Genomic DNA, 25858 nt, shown 5'->3' on the forward strand with positions numbered 1-25858 from the left:
AACAGCATGGCAATGGATGCACGCGACATCGAGAAAATGATTCGAGACGCCATTCCGGATGCAAAAGTGACGATCCGCGATCTCGCGGGTGACGGCGATCACTATGCTGCCGAGGTTGTCGCGGAAAGTTTTCGCGGCAAGTCGCGCGTGCAGCAGCACCAGATGGTTTACGACGCATTGAAAGGCAATATGGGGGGCGTACTGCACGCCCTCGCCCTGCAGACGAGCGCCCCGGACTAAGACTTTTCGTACACTGCCAGAATCGGTCCCACCGGATCGGTTCCTCCAAGCAACACCTTCCGGTCGTTTGACAGGGCAGAAATCATCCCGTCGAAGAACAGAGCGTTGGCGCAGCCAAGCTCATCCCTGAAAAGGCGCGCGAAGCGGCCGAGACTGACCGGTTCCGTGGAAATAGCCAGTACGATCGTATTCGGATCGCGGACACCGACGCCATTGCGGACATAGCGCGACGTGCCGTTCGGTTCGAAGCGCGGGTGCACCTTCCCGTCGATGACGAGCATGGGCCCTGATTGCGTGGCAATGCGAACATCAGGGGCTGCCTTCCCGTAGGCTTCGGTCGAAACAACGCCGGCCGTGCCATCTTTTGCGACGAAGAACACGCCGTTGGGTTTCATGTAGAAATTGCCTGGAGCCTCTCCAGTGTTGAGAGGCGCAATCGCTTTCCCTTCCTCGACGTAAAGGCCAACCGGCCTCATGTCGGGCTCGTACATCCCGGCATTCATTGAGAGAACGAGCTTCGCCGCGGCCGGTTGTCCCGCCATGAATGATGCGAGCGAGCCATAGGGCTTGCCATCCGCACCATCGAGGCCACGCCGGACCTCGTAGGAGCGCAGATCAACTTCGCAGACGATGTTGCCGCTGCCCTCGAAGTCGACAGTGCGGCAAGGGGCCGGCAGGTCCTTGCGGTCAAAAGGAAGCGAAACCATAGTACCTCCTGACGCTCCGGTCGCCGGCCGCAATTGCCCAAGTTGGGCAAATAATCCCGCCGCGATTGCGGCAAGAAGCACGCCGGCAGCGATGATGATACGATATGACACCCTCACCAGCCTTGTTTTGACTAAATTGAAGCGCTATCTGTAAACAACGAAAACAATTGAACCATGAAATGACGATTCGTCACATCTTGGGGTGAAAGGTTGCCGAAATGAGCGGTATCAATGAATTCATCGACAGTGAGGTCAAGAGCAACGATGTCGTTCTCTTCATGAAGGGCACGCCCGGCTTTCCGCAATGCGGCTTTTCCGGCCAGGTCGTGCAGATTCTCGACTATATCGGCGTCGACTATAAGGGTGTGAATGTTCTTTCATCCAACGAACTGCGCCAAGGCATCAAGGACTATTCCAACTGGCCGACCATTCCGCAGCTTTATGTGAAGGGTGAATTTGTCGGCGGTTGCGACATCATCCGCGAAATGTTCCAGGCAGGCGAGTTGCAAAACCTCCTCAGCGAAAAGGGCGTCGCTACCAAGGCCGCCTGATTACGCAATAGTTCCAATCGGTTCCGGGATTGCCCGGTACCTTGTTTCGAAAGGCGTCGGCCGCTCCGACGCCTTTGTCTTTGTTGATATTTGCAGGTTTGATCATGGACAGTTCGACGACCACTTCCGCCGCCCGCCTGAGGGGAATGGGGAAAGCGGAATTCATCGCGATGATGGCGATGCTGATGGCGATCAATGCGCTTGCCATAGACATCATGCTTCCCGGCCTGCAGCAGATTGGGGCGAGCCTCGGCGTTGCCAGCGAAAATCATCGGCAATATGTCATCTCGGCCTATCTGATGGGTTTTGCCGTTTCGCAATTGTTCTATGGCCCGATCTCCGACCGCTTCGGCCGCCGCGTCCCGATGTTCGTCGGCCTCGTCGTCTATATCGGCTCGGCGCTCGCCTGCGTGTTCGTGCCGACTTTCACGTCGCTTCTATTGTTCCGTTTGCTGCAGGGCATTGGTTCGGCAGCAACGCGCGTCATTACCATTTCGATCGTGCGCGACGTTTATGGCGGCCGCAGCATGGCGGAGGTCATGTCGCTCATCATGATGGTGTTCATGATCGTCCCGGTCATCGCGCCGGGAACCGGCCAGACAGTCATGCTGTTCGGCAACTGGCACCTCATCTTCATCTTCATGGCTGCGATCGCGAGCGCGGTTCTGGTTTGGGTCTACCTGCGCCTGCCGGAAACGCTCGATCCGGCCGATGTTCGCCCCTTTACCCTGAAGTCGGTGTTGCAAGGCTTCAGGATCGTGCTCACCAATCGCGTCGCGCTTTGCTACACGCTGGCGAATTCATTCATCTTCGGCGCGCTGTTCGGCTTCATCAATTCGGCCCAGCAGATCTATGTCGGCATCTATGATCTTGGCGTGTGGTTCCCGGTGGCGTTTTCAGCGGTCGCCGTGACCATGGCCGTGTCGTCCTTCCTGAATTCGCGCCTTGTCGGCCGGTTCGGCATGCGCCGCCTGTCCCATGGCGCTCTCCTCTCGTTCCTTGCCGTCAATGGATTCTGGCTGCTGTTGACGATCCTTGGGCCAAATCCGACGCCGTTCCCGATTTACCTGCTGCTATTTGCACTGGCGATGTTCCAGTTCGGCTGGATCGGCTCGAATTTCAACGCGCTGGCGATGGAACCGCTGGGACACGTGGCGGGCACGGCCTCGTCGGTCCTCGGCTTCATGAGTACGGCCGGCGGCGGCGTTGTCGGAGCAGTGATCGGCCAGGCCTTTAACGGCACGACGCTGCCGCTTGTGGCCGGCTTCTTCGTCCTGTCGCTGATCGGATTGGTGTTTGTGCTTATCGCCGAACGCGGACGGCTATTCCAGCCGCACAACAGGCCGGTTTAGATTTGGCGCGCCGCACGTTCATGGGTCTAGGGATCAGTTGCCCCGGACTTCATTGCGGTGCCCGTAAGGAAGTTGGGTCCTCGAGACGAGCCCGAGTATGACGGCCGCGGGGAACGGAGGATGTCTCCACCCACCTGCGCCGGGCGGAGATTTGCCCGTCGTGAGCCTTCGCCCGACGCTCCAACGTCTCCGTTACCCCGGCAAACGGCACAACCCTCTCCGTCGCTGTAGCCCGCCGCCGATGCCTCTCAGGACTTCGATCGCTGCACGCACCCCCCCGTCATCCTCGGGCCCTTGTCCCGAGGATCCATCTTCGACCGCTCATGCAGGTATCAGCCGCGATCGCGCAGGAGCCGGGACTTCTCGCGGTTCCAGTCGCGCTGTTTCTCGGTCTCGCGCTTATCGTGCAGTTTCTTACCGCGCGCGACGGCGATCTCGAGCTTCGCGCGGCCGCGGTCATTGAAATAGAGCTTCAGGGGAACGATCGTCATGCCCTCGCGGTCGACAGACTGCGCCAGCCGCGACATTTCCCGCTTGTTTATCAGCAGCTTGCGGTGACGGCGGGGCTCATGGTTGAAGCGGTTAGCCTCGAGATACTCCGGTATATAGCTGTTGATCAGCCAGAACTCGCCGTTCTCGAAGCTGGCATAGCTTTCGGCAATGTTCGACTGGTTACGGCGCAGCGACTTGACCTCCGTACCCGCAAGCACGAGGCCAGCCTCGAGCGTATCGAGAATCTCGAAGTTGAAGCGCGCTTTACGGTTCTCGGCAATGATCTTGCGAGCCGTCGTGGGTTTTGACGCAGATTTCGGCTTGTTCATGCAGGCTATATAGTGCGTTTCAACTGATTTGTCAGTTGATCAAACCGGCATGTTGCATGGCCCTGTCGATCCGCTCGGCGGTTGCAGCCTCGACGGCGACGAGCGGCGAGCGCAATGCGTTCTTGATCTTGCCGAGCTTGGCGAGCGCATATTTCGGGCCGGACGGATTTGGCTCCAGGAACAGAGCCTTGTGCAGCGGCAGGAGCCGGTCCTGCAATTCGACTGCCTTGCCGTAGTCGCCGGCAAGTGTCGCCGCCTGGAATTCGGCACAGAGGCGCGGCGCGACATTGGACGTCACCGAGATGCAACCGACGCCACCATGTGCGTTGAAGCCGAGCGCGGTCGCATCCTCGCCGGAAAGCTGGATGAATTCCTTGCCGCAGGTCAGGCGTTGCTCGGAAACGCGCTCGATCTTGCCGGTCGCATCCTTCACACCCTTGATGTTCTTGAAGTCGTGTGCGAGCTGACCCATCGTCTCCGGCGTCATGTCGATGATCGAGCGGCCCGGAATGTTATAGATGATGATCGGCAGCGTTACAGCCTCGGCAATCGCCTTGTAATGTGCGTAAAGCCCGCGCTGGTTCGGCTTGTTGTAATAGGGCGTCACCACAAGAATGGCGTTTGCCCCCGCCTTCTGCGAAAACTCTGCGAGTTCAATGGCTTCGCGGGTGTTGTTGGAGCCGGCGCCGGCGATCACCGGCACCTTGCCTGCAGCTTCCTCGATGCAGACCTCGACCACGCGCTTATGTTCGCTGTGCGACAGCGTCGGCGATTCACCGGTGGTGCCAACCGGGACGAGGCCGTTGGTGCCCTCGGCGATCTGCCAGGAAACGAAGCTGCGAAAGGCTTTCTCGTCGAACGAACCATCCTCGAGGAAGGGCGTTACGAGAGCGGTGATTGAGCCTTTCAGCATTGCGAAACTCCGGTATGGCAGTTGGTCGCCCCCGTCCACGCGGGGGCTAAAGGTGGCGCACCATAATCGCGCAGATCGTCTGGAGCAAGTTCATTTGCCTGATGAAACACATCAAGTTGATGCATATCTCCGCTAGCATGAGTTGCAATAGGTTTAATGCAACGGGCTCGGATAACCCTTTGTTAAGAGTGCTTTCATACGTCCGCCACTATTATCGTCTTCATTGTCTCCACGGATCCGGGGGACCCTCTGATCCGCTCCAAAAAACTGGTAGTTGTATGCTGAGAACTTCTGTTTTGCGTCACGTTCTTCTCGCGTCCACGCTTGCGTTGGTGGCGACGGCTTCCCATGCCCAAACACCCGTACCTTCGGCCGCCGTCCCGGTTCCCGGATTGAAGCCGTTCGCGTCGACGCAAACGCGCGTCAGCCCGGCAACGCAGGTACTGGCCCGGCCCGATCCGGTCACCACCGCCGGCATCACCCAACCATCGAAGCCCTCGGCGATTGCCGGCAGTCTCAAGAGCGGGCTTGACGCCCTCTCCGCCGGCGACGCGCAGCGTGCGCTCGGCATTCGCAACGGCCTGCCCGTTGACGCGCTCGACCGCCATATCCTAACCTGGGCGATCGGTCTTTCCAACGCGCCGGGCATACCGAGTTCGGAGATTGCCCATGCCGCGCAGGAACTGCCCGGCTGGCCCGGCATGGCGACCTTCCGCAACAATTCGGAGCGGGCGCTCTATAAGGAAAATCCCGCGCCTTCGATCGTCATCAACGCCTTTGGCAATACTGCACCGCAGACGACAGAGGGCGTCGTTATCCTCGCCCGCGCCTATGTGGCGAGCGGCAATGCTCCGCGCGCGCGGCAAATCCTCGGCGCGTTCTGGCGGACCAAGAAGCTCGAGGACACGCAGGAGACAATGATCCTCAAGGAGTTTTCGCAGGTCATTTCCCGCGACGACCATCTGACGCGCATGCTGACGATGCTTTACGAGGGCAAGGTAAAGTCGGCCGGGCGTGTCGCCAAGCTGGCCAACGCAGAATCCTTGTTCCAGGCATTCGCAGCCGTCCTGCAAAAATCACCGGATGCCGGCCAGAAGCTTGCCGCCGTTCATGGCGCATGGGCGTCAAATGCGGCCTATATCTTCGCCAAGGCGCAATATTTGCGCCGCCAGGAAAAATTCCGTGAGGCAGCCGATGTAATGGCGACCGCGCCGCGTGATGCCGCAGCGCTGGTAGACCCCGATGCCTGGTGGACGGAACGGCGCGTTCTTTCACGCGAGCTTCTCGATCAGGGCGACGTCAAGCGCGCCTATCGCGTGGCGGCAATGCACAGCGCCGAAACACCTTCGGTTGCCGCCGAAGCGGAGTTCCACGCCGGCTGGTACGCATTGCGCGGACTCAATGATCCCAACACGGCACAGCGCCATTTCACGCGCATCGCCGAGATTTCCTCGCGCCCGATGTCGGCCTCGCGCGCCTATTACTGGCTGGGCCGTGCCGCGGAGGCGGGCGCAGCAGGCAGCGCGCGCGATTATTATGCACGCGCATCGCGCTATGGCACGACATTTTACGGGCAGCTTGCAGCAGCAAAGCTCGGGCAATCCGGGCTGCAACTACCCTATCCCAAGCCGTCTGATGCAGAACGTTCACGATTTGCCCAGCGCGAAGCCGTCCGAGCCATACAGAGGCTGGAAGACACCGGCTATGATTCCCGGGCGGCAATTCTTTATTCCAGCCTGGCACAGGAGCTCGACAGCCCCGGCGAATTGGCTCTCCTCGCCGTGATGGCCGAACGCAAGGGCAACCATTACGTGGCGCTGCGCGTCGGCAAGACCGCGGCGCAACGCGGCATCGACGTCGGTGCACTGTCACATCCGGTCGGCGCCATCCCGGGCAATGCCAATATTTCGGGTTCCGGTGCCGCCCTCGCCTATGCAATCGCCCGCCAGGAAAGCGAGTTCAACCCGACTGCCGTATCGAGCGCCGGAGCACGCGGCCTGCTGCAGTTGCTGCCGGGCACCGCAAAGGGCGTCGCCCAGCGCGCTGGCATGACCTACTCCAAGGACCGTTTGACCGGTGATGCTGCCTATAATGCAACGCTCGGCGCCAAATTCCTCGGCGAGCAGATCGCCAAGTTCGATGGTTCGTATGTGCTTACCTTTGCCGGCTACAATGCCGGCCCGAGCCGCGCCAGCGAGTGGGTGGCGCGGTATGGCGATCCGCGTGGCAAGCCTGTGGATGAGGTGGTCGACTGGATCGAGCGCATTCCCTACACGGAAACGCGCAACTACGTGCAGCGGGTCATGGAGAACTATGAAGTCTACAAGGCGCGGTTGACCGGCAAGGCGCAGATAGAGAGCGATCTCACCGCCGGACGGCGGGGTTGAATTTGGCCGAGGCCTATCGCGAGATCAGCTTCGATGCACCCGATGGACTGAAGCTCCATGGCAGGGTTTACGGATTGGAGCGCGCCGGGGCGGTGCCGCTCGTGTGCCTTGCCGGCCTCACCCGCAACAGCCGCGACTTTCACGAAGTCGCAGCACTTCTGTCGCAGCATCCCGACACGCCGCGCCAGGTCATAACATTCGACTATCGCGGTCGCGGACTGTCCGCATATGATCGCGACTGGTCCCACTACAATATTGGCGTCGAAGCCAATGACATTATTGCAGGTCTTGGTTCGCTCGGCATCGACCGTGCAATCTTTCTCGGAACCTCGCGCGGGGGATTGATAACCCACATCCTGGCATCGGTGGCGCCGACGTTGCTGGCCGGTGTCATTCTCAATGATATCGGGCCGGAAATCGCCCCTGAAGGCTTGCGCCAGATCACGCAATATCTGCGCAAGTCGCGCAATCCGCGCACCTGGCCGGAGGCGATCGAGCGCCAGCGCAATCTGCACGGACCGGCCTTTCCGGCGCTGACCGAAGCGGACTGGATGCGCTTCGCGCGCGCGATCTATCGCAGGCAGCGCGGAACCATTCGCCCGGACTACGATCTCAACCTCCTGAAAACCATGGCGAATATTGATTTCGACAAGAAATTGCCCGACCTTTGGGAGCAGTTCGACCTGTTTGAAAAGCTGGCGCTCTTGGTCATTCGCGGCGAAAACAGCAGCCTGCTGACACCTGAAACAGTGCTGGAAATGTCGCGCCGGCATCGCGCAATGCAGGTCATCAATGTTGCGGGTCAAGGCCATGCGCCTTTGCTCGAAACCGGACGCTTGCCTGAACTTATCGCAGCCTTTGCCGCTGGAATCGACCTTCGCGAAACCGCGCTTGCCTGAACGGTCTATGAGGGCTTGGTCGTTCCAGCCTTGCGCCGCGCTGTTGGTTTCGGCTTCGCCAGTTGATCTGCCGCAGGCATCTTTACCCTTGCCGCAGCCTGTCTGATCCACCCTTCCCTCTGCACGCGGCCGGGAAATCCTATTTCCTCGCCCACCCACGCAGCTTCCTCAATCGACCAGCCAGCAATCTGGTCGAAATGAAACAGCCCCAGATCGAAAAGCCGCGATTGTATGGCGGTGCCAATACCGTCGATATCAGTGAGTTTGTCGGGTTTGCCGCGCCGCGCCGCCTTGAGCATAACGGGCCGGTGGCTGTCGTCCTGCCGCGGATTGGACCTGCGTTCGACAGCCGTCTTCGCAGCCACCCGCTTTGCGGCTGTCCTGCGCGCCGGCTTGCCGCTCGCGGAGACTTCCGCCGGCGGCACGGGTTCCGCTGGCGGTATCATTGCGGCAGCCTCCCGGGCCGACTGCCTCACATCGTCATTCGCCGGAAGAATGGGGCTTGCTGCCAGGCGCGCATCGGCAGCGCGTGTGGATACTTCAGAAACCGATTCGCGTTTCGGTGACATCCGCTTGAAAAGATTGCCTAAAATCGCGCCGATGACAAAGGCTGCAGCAATGAGAAACAATGACTGGAGAAGAAATACAACCATTGTCTATCCCCTGGTTTGCATCATTGGCCCCGGTCGTATGTAGACCAACCGACATAGAACCCGACAAGAGCAGCAATCAACAGGAAGAGCCAGAGCTGACCGATCATGAACCACATGTTTCTAGCCTCCGCTGGTATTGACCGCGGCCTCGAGCTTGATCTCGCCCGGCTTGCCATTACCGGGAATGGGAGCGCGCAAGGCGGCGTTGATTGCATCGTAATCGGCGGCATTGGCCGCGGTGCCGCTGATACTATAGGTCTTGCCCGAGATTTCCACCTCTCCGTTGGTCAGTTGCGCCGCCTGACTCAATGCGAAGTCGACAAGATCGAGAAAACCTTCCGGCGCGCCGCGCGCAACGGCCAATTCGTCGAGGATTTCGATGCCCGGCATGGCGTTTTCGGCAGACGCGAGAATTCGCGCGCGCGAATCGCCGAATGGGACGTTCCCTGACAGCAATATGCCGTCGTCGGATTTGGTGATGACGAAGGAAAACGGTTCGGCCAGGGGCAAAAGCGTCGCCTGATTATCTATGGTTCTCACGCCGGGCGTGCTTGCGGCGATCCCAAGAGCGGCAGCAAGCGCCTCTTCGGATGGAGCGACACCCTTCAAGGTAAGATCGCGGCCGTCAATATCGGCGCTCGCCCAGGAATTATCGGCACTCAGCGCAGCATTGGCCGCATCCGTGAGTTGCTGGTCGATTGGATCAGTGAGGAACCAGCCGGCAAGAACCGTCAGAAGTGCGACGGTGATGACACCGGGCCAGAACCAGCTCCTGATGGTACGCATATTCCTAAGGCTTTCTCTCAGTCTCGGTGGGCTGGAGCTATGTCTTGCCCCATGTTCATGGCCATTTCAACACGACTACCGACCCATGAACAAAGAAAACCCGGCAGCTTGCGCCGCCGGGTCTTTATCAACCAATCCAGTAAAGGATTAGAAGTTACGCTGGAAGCGGATGATACCGCCGAATGCGTCGTCGTTACCGTTGTCGAACTCAGCAACGTCCTTACGAACGCCGTCGAACTTGGTGTAGTTGATTTCCGGCGTGATCGTGAAGCCAGGAACCAGTTCGTAGGCTACGTTAAGAGCGAAAGCGTAGGTGCCTTCTTCTTCGTATGCGCCCTGGCCGTTAAGAGTTGCCTTGTCGGAGAGCTTAGCCGAGAAGCCTGCCCAAGCAGCCCAATCGCCTTCCCAGGTGCCGAACCAGTTCTGGTTGCCGCCGGTTACAACGCCAGTCGTCGTGTCGAAGTCCGGTGCGCTGTAGTCAGACTGATAACCGCCCATTGCGAAGAGCGAGATGGTGTCGGTGACTTTGAGGTCCAAACGCAGCTTTACAGCAACGTCTTCGACAACCGAGTCATAACCAACAACACCGGAGATGCCGCCCCAGCCCTGCTCCCACTTCGCACCAGCAAGAACGTGCGGCATGTAGTCGTCGATGACGTAGTCAAAGCCGAAGTTACCGAAGTCGTTCTGGCCCTGTTCAGCAGCGATGATGGCCGAGAAGCCGTTGCCGCCTGCGAAGGTGTAGCTAACCTGGTTGGTCGTGCCCGACTGGTAGTTGATCACATCGTCGTTGATGATGTTGCCAGCATAACCGGTCCACGAACCGAAGATTTCGTCGGCGACACCGATGCGGAAACCACCGAGTTCGATGAATGCCTGCGGAAGCGAAGCACCGTTGTCACTGCCGTTGGTGAACTGGAAACGGGTCTGAGCGTAGGAACGCAGAGTGCCGAGTTCAGTTTCCGAACGTGCGTCGAAACGGACTTCAGCGCGAGTGCGCTTGTACCAGGTTTCGTTGTCGTTGGCGCCAACGTTCGAACCATTGTACGGATCGTCGCCACCAGCAGCGTCGTAACGCAGATAACCGCTGATCTTCAAGCAGGTCTCGGTCCCCGGAATGTAGAAGAAGCCTGCGCCGTAAGCGTCGCAAACGCGAACGTATTCGACGGGCTCTGGTTCGGCAACGACGACTGCATCAGCAGCACGCGCGCCGGTTACTGCGACGAGGGCCGCAGCGGAGCCGAGTAGAAGGCTCTTAATGTTCATTTCTGACCTCCAGTCAAAGTTAAAAATGGGTCTGGGCATTCCAATTTGGCTGAAGGACAACCTGTCCCCATCCCCTAAGTCCAAGAAGAAATGCGATGAACGCCCTTCCTCCCGACTGACCATACTCGCCAGCGCTGGCGTTTCAACCATGAAAGTCTCGCCGGAAGGGTTCCACAGCGTCTATGCAAGATCGCTGTTGCACAAATGCCACGAAATCGCCGCGCACCCTCCAATATCTTTACCACTCCTTAATAGAGGTAACTGGTTTTTTAATGAAATCTTGCCCTTGAATGCCGGTATTGGGACGTTACCTGGCTTGAGAATCGCCCATGAACCGGTGGTTTTCTTGGCGTTCCTCGATTCGAATCGGCAATCCGCCCGCTCCTTCCGCAATGGTGATTTGACATGACATATCTCTACCTCGTTGTTGCCATAGTCTGTGAAGTGGTCGCCACATCCGCACTGAAACAGGCAGACGGATTTACCCGGCTATGGCCCTCGCTCGTGTGTATCGTCGGCTACAGCCTCGCCTTTTACCTGCTGTCGATTCCGATCAAGACGATTCCGGTTGGCATTGTTTATGCGATCTGGTCCGGCGCGGGCATCGTTCTCATCGCAGCTGTCGGTTGGTTCTGGTACCGCCAGGCCCTCGATATGCCTGCAATCATTGGTCTTTCCCTCATCATTGCCGGCGTTCTCATCGTCAATCTGTTTTCGAATACAGTCGGCCACTAACGACCGTTTTCCGCCGATCTCCAGCGAATCTTGACTGGAGGTCAGAAATGAACATCAAGAGCCTTCTACTCGGCTCCGCTGCGGCCCTCGTCGCAGTAACCGGCGCGCGTGCTGCCGATGCAATCGTCGTCGCCGAACCAGAGCCCGTCGAATACGTTCGCGTTTGCGACGCTTACGGCGCAGGCTTCTTCTACATTCCGGGAACCGAAACCTGCCTGAAGATCGGCGGCTACGTTCGTTATGACGCCAAGGGCGGCGATGATCCGTATACCGGTCATGAGCGTGGTACTTGGGACAAAAAGGCCCGTGCCGACATTCGCTTCGACGCGCGTAGCGAAACCGAACTCGGTACATTGAAGTCTTTCGTCGAAACCCGCTTCAACTTCAAGAACGGCGCCGATGCAGAGACGGTTGACCTAAATCAGGCTTATATCGAACTCGGCGGTTTCCGGGTTGGCGCGGTCGATTCCCAGTTCACCTCCTGGACCGGTTATCTCGGTGACATCATCTCCGACGACGTAATTGCCGAAGGTCCATACAACACCAACCAGGTGAGCTATACGTTCGCTGGCGGTAACGGTTTCTCGGCCATGGTTGGCCTTGAACAGGGTGCGGACAGCTACGACTCCATCGACTATGACACCGATGTAGTTACAACCAGTTCATACGTCATCGACGATTATGTCCCGCATATCGTGGCAGGTGTGAAGTTTGCGCAGGGCTGGGGTTCCATCTCGGCTGTTGGCGGCTACGATTCAATTGTTGAAGAGTTCGCCGGGAAAGTCCGCCTGGACGTCAAAGTCAACGACACGATCGCTGCCTGGGTGATGGGTGGCTATCAGTCCGGCTGGGGCGATTCTCATTATGATGAGGATGGAAACATCGTAGGGGAGCGTAACTACTACGGTACATGGAATGGCGACTATGCCGTCTGGGGCGGTGTAGCAGTGAAGGCAACCGACAAGGCGACCATCAACGCGCAGGTTGGCTACGAAGACGAGGGTCGCATAGCTGCTGCCCTGAACGTTGGCTACGAACTCGTCCCTGGCTTCAAGATTACGCCAGAAGTCAACTACACACACTTTGACGATAACTACTCCGCTGAGAAAGAGGATGCCGTCCAGGGCATTATCCGCTTCCAGCGCAATTTCTAATCGTCTTACCTGAATACTTCCGACGCCGGTTTTTCCGGCGTCGGCTTTTTCCAATTGAACCAACAATTCTAAGCAACAGCAATTTTCAGCGTTCGCATTCTTCGGCGCACAGCAATTTTCAGAGAAAGGATTTCTGATCGGTCGCGGACCGAGGAGACGTGGAAATGCTCGAACTGCAGCCCGTTGGGTTGAGAACTGATAAAGCCTGTCGCTTTATCATACGGAAGTCTATTAGCCTAAATGGGCAGACGTTCCGGGATTGCGTTTTTCGGATTGGCGGCTACAACTTGCCGCATATTTTTCCGATGCTTCTAAATTGTTTCAGAGCGCAATCATTATGCTAGTCGCCCCTTTGGACACGCAGCAGGACGCCCGTTTTTCGGTCCAGTTCGAATATGATCTGCACTACTCCTCAAGTGCTCAGCAGACGCGACGACTGGTTCGGGATCACACGCTCGCGGAATTGACCGCGCAATATATCGGCATTCTCTGGGATGAAGGATCGCATAAGGTCAATGTCCGATCGTTTCTTGGCGAGATCGCCGAGATTGTGGGCGGCGAGCGATTCAGTGTGTTTAGCCAGGAGATGCTCGATTTCGTAATTGGAACCTTGCGCGAACGCGGAAACAGCAATGCCACCATCAATCGCAAGATGGCGGCCTTGAGCAAATTGCTGCGGAAAGCGTGCAAGATGGGCGATATCTACAACCTGCCGGAATTTCGCCGCCAGAAAGAACGGCAAGGGCGGATTCGGTTCCTCGAATTCGAAGAAGAACAGCGCCTGTTTTCGGCAATTCGGGCACGTTGCGAAGACAGTTACCGCCTCAGCGTGTTTCTGGTCGATACCGGGTGCCGTCTCGGCGAGGCGATCGGCCTTTCATGGAACGATCTGCAGGATAACCGCTCGACTTTCTGGCTGACAAAATCCGGGCGTAGCCGGACCGTTCCCCTCACCTCCAGGGCTCGCGAAGCGACGCTGATACCCCGCGGGCGCCTGAAGGGTCCCTTCTCCATGCACAGCCAGGTACGGTTTCGCGCGATCTGGAATGAGGCAAAAGCCGAGGTCGGACTCGGTCGCGACGATCAGGTCGTCCCGCACATATTGCGCCATACCTGCGCTTCGAGGCTGGTTCGTGGCGGCATCGACATCCGGCGCGTGCAGATGTGGCTTGGACATCAGACCCTGCAGATGACCATGCGCTACGCCCACCTCGCCACCAATGATCTTGATTCCTGCGTTGCTGTGTTGGAGCACCATTGAGCCTCTGCCGTATTGGAGCACCATTGAGCGGAATCAGGCGCCGCTGACCGGTTGAGTAAAACCGTGACGCGGCGCCAGCAAACTTCACTCAAGCCCGGATACCGGCGTATTTCGAATGAGGCGCGGGCGCACGGAGCCCCTCGGCGTCGCTGCTTTGCGACGCTCCCCGCAAGCGGGAGGGCAAGGCGTCCTCACCTTAACCCTGCCCTGTTACTTAGCATCGCCTCGCTGCCGGCCCTACGCTTCGAGCGGCATGCGGAACGTGAAGCGCGTTTTCCCGTCGTTCGAATCGACCTCGATGACGCCGCCATGCAGCTTGGCGATTTCGGACGCGATGTAGAGTCCGAGGCCAAGCCCCTGCTGGCCGGTCTTGGCGCCATGGCGGAAGAAGGGCAGAAACAGCTGGTCGACCGATTCCGCAGGTATAGGCTCGCCGCGATTGGTAACCGACAGTTCAAATGCGTCATCGGTGGTTCGGGCATCCACGATAATCGCCCCGTCTTCGGAACCGTGGGCCAAGGCGTTGCCAAGAAGATTTGACAGAAGCTGGCCGACCCGCAGAGGGTCGCAGCGGATCGGATCATCGAATTCGAAGCTGGTCTCGATGACGCGATCGGGGCGGACCGACCCGAGTTCATCGACGACCTGCGTCAACGTGGGCTTTAATTCGGCATTGCGCTTGATCTCGACCATGACGCCGCTGCCGAGGCGAGCCCGCGCCAGGTCCATAACGTTGTCGATAAGGCCAGACATGCGCACAACGCTGCCGCGGATCAACTTGACGATGGCTTCCGCCTTTTCGTCGAGTGGCGTACGCAGAAGCAGGCGCGTGCCCGAATCGATCGAGGCAACAGGATTGCGCAGGTCGTGACCGAGCACGGCGACAAATTGTTCGCGAAATTCCGAGATCGTCCGTTCGTCGACCAGGGCAGCCTCGGTTTTGGCAAGGCGGTCATTGGCGTCGAGATGAAAAGCAATCAAATCGGCGAAGAGCTTGAACATGCCAACCACTTGCGGATTCTTCAAACGCGCCGGCGCGGGATCGATGGCGCAAAGCGTGCCGAAAAAAGTGCCGTCCGGCAGTGTTATCGGCATCGAGATGTAGCTTTGAAAGCCATAAATCTGCGGCGTGTGGTGGGTCGAATAAACCAAATCCTGCGACACTTCGTCAATAACGACGGCTTGGCCACTGCCGCGAATTTCATCGCAGATCGTGGTCTTGACCTCAAGTTCGCCCCCGGGCTTCAAGCCAAACGCAATATTGTCGAGCACCTGACAGGCGATCCAGCGATCTTCGGTCACCCGTGCGACAGCCGCGAATCCCATGCCTGTCGTCCGGCAGACGACATCGAGTATGGTTGGAACTGCATCGATGCGAGCAATGGCATCAATATCAGCTTGAAAATCGTGTGGCATGAAGTTTCCCGAATCTGAGGTGCAAGCCAATATAGGGGTTTTGGCGGATTGCACCATGCACGGGAACATTCTGCGCCGACACCGCGTTGATTATAAGGCGGGAGGGACTAGTCGACCATCATACCTCAACGATCGAGCGGCTTCAGATTAATGCATTAACTTGACATCCAGGCTTCACATTGCACTGATAGGGACGGCTGAAATGGGAGAAAGGCCGGAAATGTTCGAAGACGAAGAAGACGAAATCTATTCGCACTACACCACCCCGATGTGGCGTCATCTTCTCATTTTCGCTTTTGCGGTTTCAGTCGCGGTCGTTATTTCGCAGATGCTCCCGGGTTGAACGAGAACCTTTATCCCCTCCTCCTTATTTTCCAACGAGGTGACCGGCGCTGGATGCTGTTTCCGGGCTTAGCAAGATTCTCGCGGAGCGGCGGCATCGCCGCCAGTCCCTTAACGTTTCCAGACACTCAACGATCTTGTCGTCCCCAACGCGCATGATGTTACGCTGCGAATTCGGCTTCTTGTCCAGTGGATTGGCTGTCGAAAGGGATAATCTGCTCGACCCGGAACGATCGAAGCTGAGACACGTTAAACGGGTATGAAAGCCTATGACGAATATAACGAGAAACGACCAGCTCCCAAGTTCCGAACATCCTTGATGTACGGGGCGTTGTTTTTCGTCGGCGTAGCCTTGGCTGTCGGGCTTACCTACCTTTTGTGAATAACCCCGCAAGCCAATCAGGCAAATAAGCATCAAGCATTAGTACGGGCTCAAAGTTGCGCTCCCGCGATCTCCAGCCCGGCTGTGCTTCACTCCGGTACACCGGTGCCCATCGGAAAGCGTGGGTACTCCTCGCCCTCCAGCGGTCGCAAACCAGTTGGGTGTAATGCATTTAGATGAAACGAAAAGGCCGTGTATCAATACATGGAGTTACCTCCTTGTATTACATTGCGCCACCATAGAGAGCTTGCAATCCTTCGTTTATGGAACAGAGCGACGAACTACAACGCACGTTTTGGAATAAGTGGAACTCCGAAAATCGTCAGCACGATGTAGGGGAAATTTCCCGCCGGCAATCCCAGGTTATCGAGGAATGGCTTGTCGAGTTGGGACGACGCGATCTCAACATCCTCGAAGTTGGCTGCGGTAACGGCTGGTTCTGCCCAACGCTGGCAAAGTTTGGCAACGTCACCGGAACGGACATTTCCGACGAGGTTTTATCGGCATCGCGAACGCGCTGGCCCCAAATAAAGTTCGTCGCCGGCGACTTCGCCAAACTCGATTTTGCACCCATGTCTTTCGACGTGCTGGTCAGCCTGGAAGTGCTATCTCACGTTGCTGACCAGAACAAATTTTTCACGCGTCTCTCGGAACTGCTCAAGCCCGGCGGGCACCTCTTCCTTGCGACGCAAAATCGTCCCGTTCTGCAAAATTATTGCAGGGTGCCGACCCAGCAACCCGGCCAGCTCAGGAAGTGGGTGGACCGCACGGAATTGGCTTCGCTGGCAAGCAAGCATTTTGAAATAGAATCATTGTTCTCGATTACGCCAATCGCTCACAAACACTTCAGAAGACTGCTGACATCCAACAAAGTAAATCGGCTTACCGCACCATTGCTTGGTCATGGGCTCCGTGACTTCATGGAGAAAAGAGATTGGGGATGGACGCTAATGCTCAAGGCAAAAAAGAGGGATGGTCACTGAACTTGCGAAAGCTCTATAAATGACAATCCAACGCACCATCCTTTCTCGCAACACATAAACTGACAATTCGGAATCGCGGCACAGTCCGTGGAGATCGTGATATTACGACCGGCCCTGTTCGGTTGTACCGTCCCGTTGTCTTATCCAAAACTAAGGTGCATCTATCATCCGCTTAATGGCAAATGCGCCGCCAATCAGAAGATCGCCATCCTCGAGGATTGTCGTGATGCCACCCAGCGCATTCCACTTTCGGCTGTCGTCGGGAAAGAGCCACGTTTGCTTGGTCTCGCCAGTCGTCCAGTCCAGCCCGACATAGGCATAATTCCCGCTGATTTTGGTCGCGCAGTAGATGAGGTTGGTGGCCGCGGAGACGACGGGCACCATAATATCGGTGTTGTCGACCTCCATATTGACCCACGCTTTTTCGAACTTCTTCTCTTTCGGGTCCCAGGTGAATTTCTGAACGCCAAGCGGGGCTTTGCGCGTAACCCCGGCGGTGAACTGGTTGGGCGGCCCGGGCTCCGGAAACGGTTCGGGGTAGCTGCCATTGATGACGGCAACCCCGTAACCCAGTACGTTGGGGGAAGGTTCGATTGTAAGGCTGGATATGTCGATCTTGATCTGGTCGGCAATTCGTCGGGACGGAGTGCCGGGTTTCTGCTGAAAGCCATCCGGGATCGCGTCGCGCCAGAACGCGACCAGATTGGTCCCGGCCTCCGCGGCATCGGCAATAACGATGAGTTTGTCGGGATCGTCACCAAACCCCATCAGCGTCGGCGTCGTGCCCGACCCGCGCGAGATTGCGCCAAGCGCCATGGCTTTTTTGGGGTCCATCGACTCGTAAGGCGACTCCCATGCACCGTCTGCGGTGTCGGTTGATAGCTTCTCACCTGTCCAGGCGAGACGCAGCATGCGCTTGCTGGTGACGACATAGACCCCGCCCTTGTCATCGATGCAGATGGAGTTGTCGACTGCTTCGTCACCAAATCCGACATAGGACTTCACATTGAGATCGCGATCGAGGATCAGCGCTGCGCCGGGGGCAGCCGCAGCAAGATAGCCATCATAGGTCATGGCCAGCCCGATGATCCGTGACACGGATTTGGCGATGTCGGCCGGAAGGTCCTCCACCAGATTTTTGGAGGCTACGATGCGAACGTCTGCCTCGGGATCGTTGTTATCGAATGACTTGAGCACTTTGGTCCCGCCATAAACGCAGTAGTGATAGCCATCCTTGTCAAAGAGGTTGTAGACCCCGTTGATGCCAGTCTGATTGTTGAGGCCCATGGAACCCATTGTAGCAAGCGCGGCGACAATCTGGCTTTCGTCGCGAGCGCGAGATGCCGCATCAAGCTTGTCGAGGACAGCGTGGATGCTTTCGTTGGATGCCATTTCCGCATCCGCCTCGAAGCCGGGATACGGCACGAAATTGCCGGCCTCCATCGTCTTCCCCGTCAGGCGAAGCTTCTGAACGCCCACCGCTCCACTGGCAAAAGCGATCGTCTGATCGCCCACCTTCTTGAGCGTGGGATTGGAGGTGATGACCGTCGGAACGGTCTTGACCTCTTCGGTCTTAAGTTTGCGACCATGCACGGGACCGGCGAACAGCACCGAATCCGTCGCGCCGGGATTGAAATGCGAGGTCGGATAGACGCTCTCGGCAAGCCAGGGATTGCGCGGCGGCATAGTCGGCAAGTCCTGAGCGCTCGCTGCATACAGAACAGGTCGCAAGCATGTCGAGCACGCCAGTAAAGAACCAAGACCAATCAGAACGTCGCGGCGGTTGCTCATAGCATGCCTCTTCCATCTTGCTAGAAGTGAGCGTGTGGGCGTTTCAAAACAGGTTAAATAGCTGTAACGCCGAAGTTTCGTTCCCTCAACATTGTCGCTAAGTGGCGCGTGTTATCCGTCCGCCACTGCTCAGACAGTGGAAAGATCATCGGGACACAAATGTTCCCTTACGTGGATCGCTTTTATAATGAGGCGTCTCGAAATCCCTCCTACGTTCGAGGCTGGAATTTCTCCCGAGCCGCGCTCCTAGAGTTTTAACTCACTGAAGACCCAGCGTGTTCGTTTTTTCGATTTCGAGCACGACCGATACGCTGAGCATTTTCGAATTGGCAGATATGTAAGTGACAGCGGGATTTTTTGAGATTGCAGGCGCAGTTCACGGTATGTTCCGTGAATATCCGTACAGGCCATTTCACAAGCCACGGCCACCGCTGGAAGGCAGTAAAATTATCTAACAATTTCAAAACAATGGCGGAGAAGAAGGGATTCGAACCCTCGAGAGCCTTTTGAGCCCTACTCCCTTAGCAGGGGAGCGCCTTCGACCACTCGGCCACCTCTCCGAGGACGCTGACTAAAGATGAAACCCCTTGTTTGCAAGGGCTTTGTTGGCTTTTCCGTAAAAAATGCCGCAGGCGAGCCGGCGCGTGATCCTGGCAAATCCATCGTCGATAATATTCATGCTATGTGACCAAGTTCTGACAATTTCCCGGCCTAGCCGCTATGCACGGGGCCATTGTTGCTGATCGTGCCCGCGTCGAATCAAACCTGTGGGTTGTGTGATTTCGGGGACTTGGCGAGCAACTCCCCCTTCTCGTAGTCTCGCATCGCTCGCACCGCAGAAAATTGGATGGGTCTCGTATGAAAACAGTTCTTGTTGCGGTCGCGCTTGCCGTTGTGACATCCCAGGCGGTCTTCGCCATGGATGCGCGCGAAGAGACAGGCCTGCGCAAACTCGATCCGCAAACCCGGCTCGAACAACGTTGCGACGTCGAAGCGATGGAGCGCATTCGCAAAGACGAAGGCAAATTCAACCCGGACAAGGTCCTGGCCTATGCCTTTGCCGAGCCGCGCATGCAGGCGCACGGCATCCAGACCCGCGGCGCAGCTTTTCGCAGCGGCGGTGCGTGGTACCACCTCAAATACAAGTGCGAGACGAGCGCCGACAACATGCAGATCGTCGCGTTCAAATATAAGATCGGCGATCTCGTGCCCGAAAAAGATTGGACCACGCATTTCCTCGTTCCCTGATGCTCGACACCAGGGCGCTGGTTGACTAGCCTTCATTCGAGAAATGGGGGAGTTTGCATGCAACTCAGATCATTAGGCTGCTGCACGTTGGCCGTATTCGTGGCGGCATGCACGACAACCAACAGCAAGACCGCAGGCACGGATCAAGTCGTGGCAGATGCAAGGACCCTGGTTATCGCCTCATATCAGTGCCAGGACGCCTTGGGGCGCGAACCGCACTACTCGGCTATCGAAAGCAGCGAAACCGTGTTGAAGGCGCTGGGTAAATCCGCCGATCAAGCCGATCAGACCGTGCGCAGCTGGCTACGCGAGGTAAACGCGGGGCCGAAACAACCAGGCGATTTCGACGCGAAGACCTGCAAGGACAGATTGTTGACACTCGCTGAAAAAGTGCGCGTTGGCTACGAGGCTATCAAGCGAAAAGGGAACTAGTCCGAATACGAAAAGGGCGGCTTGCGCCGCCCTCGGTGTCAATTACTGATGGCTGCGGCCGCTGCCACCCATCTGGTTTTCGCGCCACCTGCGGTCGCGATAGGTGCGAACATTGCGGCGCTCCCAATCGGACCGGCCCCAATGGGACCTGCCCCAGTTTCGGTTGTAGCGGTGATTTGATCTGTTCCAGTTACGGCGATTGTCCCAACCGTGACGATAGTACGGACGATACCTGTCGCGCGAACGTACCTGCTCAATATTGGACGTCACCTGCACGGGCTGGGAAGGGACCGGCGCGGCAAACGATGATATGGCCGAGCCCAGCAACATCGCCAAACCGACGATTGCGGCCGACAAGGCGGAAAGTGTTCTTTGCATATAAATGCCTCCTGATAAAAGCGGTACAGTTCTCAAATGCACCTCGAAGCATGAACTTGTCGTGAACGGATTGGTTCCCTGTTCACGCAATTGCTACCGCAGATCGCAGACATGCGCGGATCTGTAAATGCCGGTTGCAATTCTTGAATGGCACAGGCGGAACCGAGACCTTATTTGATCGTTATCCGCGACGCCTAAGGATCACACCCAATCGAATACTGGAGGTTGCAGAATGACGACACCGACCGTTCCGCAGGATGTTTATCAACGCCACGAAAGAGAATGGCAAATGCTGCGCGAGGCGATCGCCAAGTCTCAGGAGTTGTCCGAAAAGGCTGAGAAAAAGCCCGCGGAAATCAAAGCCGTTGCGGATGCCTATCGCTGGCCGCCCATTCAGATGCATCAATGAGCGGAACGCAGCGCCGAGGCTGTAGCCTCGAGCCCCGCCATGGCAAATCTCTGAAAATGCTCGACGATTTCATTCTGGGTCTGGGGTTCCGCGGGGTTTAGCCCCGGTAGGACGCGCGTGAAGATCTGCTTGTTGCCGACGACCAGCATCGCAAAGGGCGAAATGATGTTGAGGGCGCAACGCGTCACCGCCGGATCGTCATGCGGCAATCCCAGAATCTCGCCGACAATCGTCGTAACCACAAGCTTCTTCGGCAAAATTTCCTTGTCGAGAAGCAAATAAAATGCCGGTGATGGCGAAAGAATCTCACGTCCGAGCACCCCGAGCGCCCACGACGATCGAGCCGAACCCGTCACCGCGCGTGCGAGCAATCCGATGAGGCTACGCAGCTTTTCCCTGGGGTCACCCGGACCTTCCGCTACAGTCACAAGACTTTCATAGGTCAGGAGGCGGCGGTGTGCCTCGAGCAGCACTTGCCCGTAGAGACCGTCGATACCACCGTAATAGTAGTTGACGGCGGCGGAGTTGCTGCCTGCCAGTTCGGCAATTTCCTTGCCGGTGGCTCGATCGAATCCCTTTTCGGCAAAGACCTCCCCTGCAGCCTCCAGAATCTGAGCCTTGGTTGTGGCGCCATCCTCGCGCCGGCCGGGAAGTTTTCGAGTGCTCTGTTTCGCCATGGAATCATTGTAGCGGAGTCTACACGTTTTTCAAAGTTGAAATTCAAATTCTAATTTGACATAACCGCGCAAGTTGAATATGATGTGCGGCCATGGGCAAAAAAATCCGCATATTGATCATCCTGATCGTTCTTGCTGCGCTTGGCGTTGGCGCATGGTGGTACTGGCACCGTCCGGCAACCGCCGACGCACTGACACTCTATGGCAATGTCGACTTGAGGCAGGCCTCCCTCGCCTTCAATGGCTCGGAGCGCATCGATCAGGTCCTTGTCGAGGAAGGCGATGTCGTGAAAAAGGGACAGGTGTTGGCCCGCCTCGATACCGGCCGGCTTGCGCCGCAGGTCCGCGAGGCTGACGCGACCGTTGCCTCACAGCGCGCCATGGTCCTGAAACTGCGCAATGGCAGCAGGCCGGAGGAGATCGCGCAGGCCCGCGCCAATCTCACGTCGGCGAAGGCCGATGCGGACAACGCCAACATACAGCTCGAACGGCGGATGAGCCTGACGGTCAATTCCACGATCAGCAAACAGGAACTCGACACCACCAAGGCAGCGGCCGCCGTTGCCGACGCCAAGGTCGAAGTGGCCCAGAGCGCGCTGGAACTCGCCATCGCCGGTCCCCGCGCCGAGGACCTGTTGCAGGCCGAAGCACAGCTGCGCGGCAGCGAAGCGCAATTGGCGCTGATACGCGAACAGCTCAACGATGCGGAATTGATAGCGCCCGTCGATGCCGTGGTGCGCTCACGCCTGATGGAGCCGGGCGAAATGGCCGCGCCGATGAAACCGGTGCTTTCGCTCGCCGTGATCAAGACGAAATGGGTACGGGCCTATGTCTCCGAGCCCAATCTCGGACATGTGAAACCCGGCATGCGGGCGCGGATCACCACTGACAGCTTCCCGGACAAACCGCAGGATGGCTGGGTCGGATTCATATCACCGGTGGCGGAGTTTACGCCGAAAACCGTGGAGACTGCTGATTTGCGATCGAGCCTCGTCTATGAGGTCCGGGTTTTTGTCGATGACAAGGATGATCTTCTACGGCTTGGCATGCCGGCTACTGTCACGCTTCTGCCGAACGAACCGCTGAAGCCACTGCCGGCCGGCGGCCAGGAGACCGACGCCAAGGCAAAGTCATGACAGAAGCCGCGCCTTCCGCACCGGTTGTCGCAAGAAACCTCTTCAAGACGTTTCACCGCGAAACCGGCGAGACGGTCAAGGCGCTGGAGGATGTCTCATTCGAGGCACGGCACGGCACGTTGACCGCGCTCGTTGGGCCGGACGGCGCCGGCAAGACAACGATCCTGCGCCTGATCGCCGGGTTGATGACCGCTGAAAAGGGCGAGCTTTCCGTGCTTGGCGTCGATGTCGCCGCGGACCCGCAGAACATTCAGAACCGTATCGGTTACATGCCGCAGAAATTCGGCCTCTATGAGGACCTGACCGTTCAGCAGAATCTCGATCTCTATGCCGATCTGCACGGTATCGGTCACGACGCGCGCAAGGAAATCTACCCTCGCCTGATGGAAATGACCGACCTCGGCCGCTTCACGGATCGGCTAGCCGGCAAACTTTCCGGCGGCATGAAGCAGAAGCTCGGCCTTGCCTGTACCCTCGTTCGCGCGCCAGAGCTTCTTCTTCTCGACGAACCGACAGTCGGCGTCGATCCACTGTCGCGGCGTGAACTCTGGGAAATTGTCACCAAACTTGTGCGGGAAGACGGGCTAACAGTCGTCGTCAGCACCTCCTACCTCGACGAGGCGGAGCTTTGCGATCATGCCGTGGTCATGCATCTCGGCAAGGTATTGGCGCAAGGCAAGCCCGAGGAAATCACCGCCAGGGCAAAGGACCAGGTGTTCATCGCAACGCCCGACGCCGGCACGACCGCCAGGTCCCTGCAGGCGCGGCTGTTTCGCCAGGAAGGCGTCGCTGACGCCGTGCCGGAAGCCGGCAGGGTACGCGTCGTGAAGCAGCCGGATTTCGGCGGCGGTATCCGCATCGACGACAAGCCTGTCGAGCTCGAACCAGTGAAGCCGCGCTTCGAGGACGGCTTCATGATCCTCTTCAGCGCAGTAGCCAGGAAAAGCCAGTCGAGCGCGGTCACTCTCGACAGGCCGAAGCCGGCTGGGGGCAGCGAGATCTCCGTCGAAGTCCATGATCTCGTGCGCAAGTTCGGTGACTTCACTGCCGTCGATCACGTCACGTTCGAGGTAAGGCGCGGCGAAATTTACGGATTGCTCGGCCCGAACGGCGCGGGCAAGAGCACGACCTTCCGCATGCTGTGCGGCCTGATGCCGGCAACGAGCGGCACCTTGCGCGTCGCTGGGGCGGATCTGCGGACGTCCCGCGCCGAGGCCCGCGAAAATCTCGGCTATGTGGCGCAAAAGTTTTCGCTCTACGGCGATCTCTCCGTGGACGAAAACCTTGATTTCTTTGCCAGCGCCTATGGCCTGCGCGGGGCGAAAAAGCGCCAGCGTATCGAATGGTCAAAAGATCAATTCGAACTCGGCAGCCTGTCGACACTGCCAAGCGGGCAATTGCCCGGAGGCTTCAAGCAGCGTCTCGCCATGGCGGCGGCGCTCTTGCACGAGCCGGATATCCTTTTCCTCGATGAGGCGACCAGCGGTGCCGATCCGCTGGCGCGGCGCGAATTCTGGGGCCGCATCACTGCGCTGTCCGAACAAGGCGTTACCGTGATCGTAACCACCCATTTCATGGAAGAAGCCGAGTATTGCGATCGCATCATCATTCTCGATGCCGGCCGCAATCTTGCCGAGGGCACCCCCGCCGAAATCCGAGCCCATGCCAAGCCGAAGAAGGGCGAAGAGGCCAACATGGAAGACGCCTTTATCGCCATCGTCGAGGAATCGCGCCGCGAAACGCGCGAAAAGGCAGCGTGATGGCTTACCAAACCGGCGAGGGCTCAGCCATGAACGCGCCCGCTTCGCATCCCGCCAGGAACAGCCTGCGCCGCATCCTGGCGCTGGTGCGCAAGGAATCCTGGCAAGTCGTGCGCGATCCGAGCAGCATCGCCGTCGGCATCGTCATGCCCATGATCCTCCTGATCCTCTTTGGCTACGGACTTTCCTTCGACCTGAAGAATTTGCCCGTGGCGATGGTGATCGAAGATTCGTCCGCCGAGGCCCGCAATGCCGTCTCCGGCTTCGAACTCTCGCCCTATTTTCAGACGCATCGGGTGATGACCATGGCCGAGGCGCAGCGTCTTCTGATGAACAAGACCGTCAACGGTATCGTTCGTATACCGCCGCAGTTTGCGCGCGATGTCGAGGCTGGGACGGCGGAGATCCAGTTCGTGGTCAATGGCAGTGACGCCAATACCGCCCGGATTGCACTCGGCTATGCGCAGGGTGCCGTCGGTATTGCAGCTGCCCGGCAGATGGCCGAGGGCAAGATCGTCAGCAACGGCGCGACGATCGATCTTGAACCGCGCCTCTGGTTCAACGCGGCCAATGACAGCACCTATTTCCTCGTCCCCGGGCTCATCGTATTGGTCATGACGCTCATTGGCGCCCTGCTGACGGCGCTGGTCATCGCGCGCGAATGGGAACGCGGCACGTTTGAAGCGCTCTTCGTCACCCCCGCCCTGCCAAGCGAGATCCTCCTCGGCAAGACGGTGCCCTATTTCGTGCTCGGCATGCTCGGACTTGCGCTTTCGGTCATCGGCAGCCAGGTTCTGTTCGGCGTTCCACTGCGCGGATCGCTCTGGATCCTGGTGGTGGTCTCGACGTTCTATCTGCTGGTTGCGCTCGGCATCGGGCTCTTGATTTCGTCGCTGACCAAAAACCAGTTCGTGGCGAGCCAGATCACGCTGATCGTCACCTTCCTGCCGGCAATGATGCTCTCGGGGTTCATGTTCGACATCAGGAGCATGCCCTATGCGATCCAGGTCATCACCCATATTTTCCCGGCGCGCTATTTCGTCAGCGTGTTGCAGACGCTGTTTCTGGCCGGCGATATCTGGCCGGTCATACTGCCAAATGCCGCTGTGCTGGCCGTGATGGCGGCGGTGCTGATGACCGCCTCGGTCTTTGCAACACGCAAGAAACTCGGGTGAGCGG

27 protein-coding genes and 1 tRNA gene are annotated in these 25858 nt (G+C 58.1%); 17 read left to right on the forward strand and 11 right to left on the reverse strand.

The annotated features are described in order from the left end of the window. Nucleotides 1-6 precede the first annotated feature (6 nt). A complete protein-coding gene (locus HQ945_RS02415) occupies nt 7-240 on the forward strand; it encodes a BolA/IbaG family iron-sulfur metabolism protein (protein ID WP_027229868.1) in 234 nt (77 codons plus the stop codon). Here the strand turns inward: HQ945_RS02415 and HQ945_RS02420 are convergent. Next, nucleotides 237-947, reverse strand: coding sequence for a phosphodiester glycosidase family protein (locus tag HQ945_RS02420; protein WP_174207618.1), 711 nt, complete (start codon nt 945-947; stop codon nt 237-239). The two genes, HQ945_RS02415 and HQ945_RS02420, sit on opposite strands and share 4 nt — an antisense overlap. Before the next feature lie 218 nt (nt 948-1165). Here HQ945_RS02420 and grxD point away from each other — a divergent pair, with 218 nt between their 5' ends. Both grxD and HQ945_RS02430 read left to right on the forward strand, forming a co-directional pair. Next, the gene (gene grxD, locus HQ945_RS02425) at nt 1166-1498 is read left to right on the forward strand and encodes a Grx4 family monothiol glutaredoxin (RefSeq protein ID WP_027229870.1); all 333 of its coding nucleotides are present in this window, start codon (nt 1166-1168) and stop codon (nt 1496-1498) included. A 146-nt stretch (nt 1499-1644) separates the two neighbouring features. Beyond that, nucleotides 1645-2850 (forward strand): multidrug effflux MFS transporter, encoded by a 1206-nt coding sequence (locus HQ945_RS02430; RefSeq protein WP_091919137.1) that lies wholly within the window; start codon nt 1645-1647, stop codon nt 2848-2850. A 332-nt stretch (nt 2851-3182) separates the two neighbouring features. Here HQ945_RS02430 and smpB read toward each other — a convergent pair whose 3' ends face one another. Next, complete coding sequence (gene smpB / locus HQ945_RS02435) at nt 3183-3671, reverse strand: SsrA-binding protein SmpB (protein ID WP_113281975.1); 489 nt, start codon at nt 3669-3671, stop codon at nt 3183-3185. 31 nt (nt 3672-3702) lie between these two features. Further along, nucleotides 3703-4584, reverse strand: coding sequence for a 4-hydroxy-tetrahydrodipicolinate synthase (dapA, locus tag HQ945_RS02440; RefSeq protein ID WP_174207619.1), 882 nt, complete (start codon nt 4582-4584; stop codon nt 3703-3705). Nucleotides 4585-4862: 278 nt separating this feature from the next. Here dapA and HQ945_RS02445 point away from each other — a divergent pair, with 278 nt between their 5' ends. Both HQ945_RS02445 and HQ945_RS02450 read left to right on the forward strand, forming a co-directional pair. Then, on the forward strand, nt 4863-6971 hold the full coding sequence (locus HQ945_RS02445) for a lytic transglycosylase domain-containing protein (protein WP_113281976.1): 2109 nt from the start codon (nt 4863-4865) through the stop codon (nt 6969-6971). Nucleotides 6972-6973: 2 nt separating this feature from the next. After that, nucleotides 6974-7870 carry an alpha/beta fold hydrolase gene (locus HQ945_RS02450; RefSeq protein ID WP_081815737.1) on the forward strand — a complete coding sequence of 299 codons (897 nt, stop codon included), beginning with the start codon at nt 6974-6976 and terminating at the stop codon, nt 7868-7870. A 5-nt stretch (nt 7871-7875) separates the two neighbouring features. Here the strand turns inward: HQ945_RS02450 and HQ945_RS02455 are convergent, their stop codons facing one another. The 3 genes from HQ945_RS02455 to HQ945_RS02465 form a co-directional block, all read right to left on the reverse strand. After that, nucleotides 7876-8523: a hypothetical protein gene (locus tag HQ945_RS02455; protein WP_174207620.1), complete on the reverse strand. Its 648-nt coding sequence runs from the start codon at nt 8521-8523 to the stop codon at nt 7876-7878. Between the two features lie 120 nt (nt 8524-8643). Continuing rightward, the gene (locus tag HQ945_RS02460) at nt 8644-9309 is read right to left on the reverse strand and encodes a BON domain-containing protein (protein ID WP_027229876.1); all 666 of its coding nucleotides are present in this window, start codon (nt 9307-9309) and stop codon (nt 8644-8646) included. Between the two features lie 147 nt (nt 9310-9456). Beyond that, nucleotides 9457-10575 (reverse strand): porin, encoded by a 1119-nt coding sequence (locus HQ945_RS02465; RefSeq protein WP_027229877.1) that lies wholly within the window; start codon nt 10573-10575, stop codon nt 9457-9459. On the opposite strand from HQ945_RS02465, the gene HQ945_RS02470 reads away from it, so the two are divergent. From HQ945_RS02470 to HQ945_RS02485, 4 genes are all read left to right on the forward strand, one after another. Then, entirely contained in the window at nt 10568-10984 is a 417-nt protein-coding gene (locus tag HQ945_RS02470) for a hypothetical protein (protein WP_113281978.1), read from the forward strand. The genes HQ945_RS02465 and HQ945_RS02470 overlap by 8 nt on opposite strands. After that, complete coding sequence (locus HQ945_RS02475; protein ID WP_113281979.1) at nt 10981-11310, forward strand: DMT family transporter; 330 nt, start codon at nt 10981-10983, stop codon at nt 11308-11310. Before HQ945_RS02470 ends, HQ945_RS02475 begins: the two co-directional genes overlap by 4 nt. A gap of 47 nt (nt 11311-11357) precedes the next feature. Further along, a complete protein-coding gene (locus tag HQ945_RS02480) occupies nt 11358-12464 on the forward strand; it encodes a porin (protein ID WP_113281980.1) in 1107 nt (368 codons plus the stop codon). A 337-nt stretch (nt 12465-12801) separates the two neighbouring features. Continuing rightward, a complete protein-coding gene (locus HQ945_RS02485) occupies nt 12802-13725 on the forward strand; it encodes a tyrosine-type recombinase/integrase (protein WP_113282074.1) in 924 nt (307 codons plus the stop codon). A 237-nt stretch (nt 13726-13962) separates the two neighbouring features. On the opposite strand, the gene HQ945_RS02490 is transcribed toward HQ945_RS02485, so the two are convergent. Beyond that, nucleotides 13963-15141: a GAF domain-containing sensor histidine kinase gene (locus tag HQ945_RS02490; protein ID WP_174207621.1), complete on the reverse strand. Its 1179-nt coding sequence runs from the start codon at nt 15139-15141 to the stop codon at nt 13963-13965. A 220-nt stretch (nt 15142-15361) separates the two neighbouring features. Here HQ945_RS02490 and HQ945_RS23010 point away from each other — a divergent pair, with 220 nt between their 5' ends. Beyond that, on the forward strand, nt 15362-15484 hold the full coding sequence (locus HQ945_RS23010; protein WP_280140128.1) for a hypothetical protein: 123 nt from the start codon (nt 15362-15364) through the stop codon (nt 15482-15484). 644 nt (nt 15485-16128) lie between these two features. Beyond that, nucleotides 16129-16848 (forward strand): class I SAM-dependent methyltransferase, encoded by a 720-nt coding sequence (locus HQ945_RS02495; RefSeq protein ID WP_027229883.1) that lies wholly within the window; start codon nt 16129-16131, stop codon nt 16846-16848. Nucleotides 16849-16998: 150 nt separating this feature from the next. Here the strand turns inward: HQ945_RS02495 and HQ945_RS02500 are convergent, their stop codons facing one another. Further along, nucleotides 16999-18534, reverse strand: coding sequence for a hypothetical protein (locus HQ945_RS02500; RefSeq protein ID WP_207719698.1), 1536 nt, complete (start codon nt 18532-18534; stop codon nt 16999-17001). A gap of 574 nt (nt 18535-19108) precedes the next feature. Beyond that, nucleotides 19109-19199 (reverse strand) — tRNA-Ser (locus HQ945_RS02505). 298 nt (nt 19200-19497) lie between these two features. Between HQ945_RS02505 and HQ945_RS02510 the strand changes: the two genes are divergently transcribed. Continuing rightward, the gene (locus HQ945_RS02510; protein WP_174207623.1) at nt 19498-19887 is read left to right on the forward strand and encodes a DUF930 domain-containing protein; all 390 of its coding nucleotides are present in this window, start codon (nt 19498-19500) and stop codon (nt 19885-19887) included. 87 nt (nt 19888-19974) lie between these two features. Next, nucleotides 19975-20319, forward strand: a complete 345-nt coding sequence (locus tag HQ945_RS02515) for a hypothetical protein (protein WP_174207624.1) — start codon at nt 19975-19977, stop codon at nt 20317-20319. Between the two features lie 42 nt (nt 20320-20361). On the opposite strand, the gene HQ945_RS02520 is transcribed toward HQ945_RS02515, so the two are convergent. After that, nucleotides 20362-20697, reverse strand: coding sequence for a hypothetical protein (locus HQ945_RS02520; protein ID WP_139217607.1), 336 nt, complete (start codon nt 20695-20697; stop codon nt 20362-20364). Nucleotides 20698-20929: 232 nt separating this feature from the next. Between HQ945_RS02520 and HQ945_RS02525 the strand changes: the two genes are divergently transcribed. After that, entirely contained in the window at nt 20930-21106 is a 177-nt protein-coding gene (locus HQ945_RS02525) for a hypothetical protein (protein ID WP_174207625.1), read from the forward strand. On the opposite strand, the gene HQ945_RS02530 is transcribed toward HQ945_RS02525, so the two are convergent. Continuing rightward, entirely contained in the window at nt 21100-21783 is a 684-nt protein-coding gene (locus tag HQ945_RS02530; protein WP_174207626.1) for a TetR/AcrR family transcriptional regulator, read from the reverse strand. The genes HQ945_RS02525 and HQ945_RS02530 overlap by 7 nt on opposite strands. Before the next feature lie 92 nt (nt 21784-21875). On the opposite strand from HQ945_RS02530, the gene HQ945_RS02535 reads away from it, so the two are divergent. The 3 genes from HQ945_RS02535 to HQ945_RS02545 are packed head-to-tail and all read left to right on the forward strand — an operon-like array spanning nt 21876 to nt 25854. Beyond that, on the forward strand, nt 21876-22919 hold the full coding sequence (locus HQ945_RS02535; RefSeq protein ID WP_113281988.1) for an HlyD family secretion protein: 1044 nt from the start codon (nt 21876-21878) through the stop codon (nt 22917-22919). Then, nucleotides 22916-24679, forward strand: a complete 1764-nt coding sequence (locus tag HQ945_RS02540) for an ATP-binding cassette domain-containing protein (protein WP_113281989.1) — start codon at nt 22916-22918, stop codon at nt 24677-24679. The genes HQ945_RS02535 and HQ945_RS02540 overlap by 4 nt, the downstream gene beginning before the upstream one ends. After that, entirely contained in the window at nt 24679-25854 is a 1176-nt protein-coding gene (locus tag HQ945_RS02545; RefSeq protein WP_113281990.1) for an ABC transporter permease, read from the forward strand. Before HQ945_RS02540 ends, HQ945_RS02545 begins: the two co-directional genes overlap by 1 nt. Nucleotides 25855-25858 lie beyond the last annotated feature (4 nt).

Source organism: Phyllobacterium pellucidum (genome assembly GCF_013327855.1).
In the GTDB taxonomy this organism is placed as follows: domain Bacteria; phylum Pseudomonadota; class Alphaproteobacteria; order Rhizobiales; family Rhizobiaceae; genus Phyllobacterium; species Phyllobacterium pellucidum.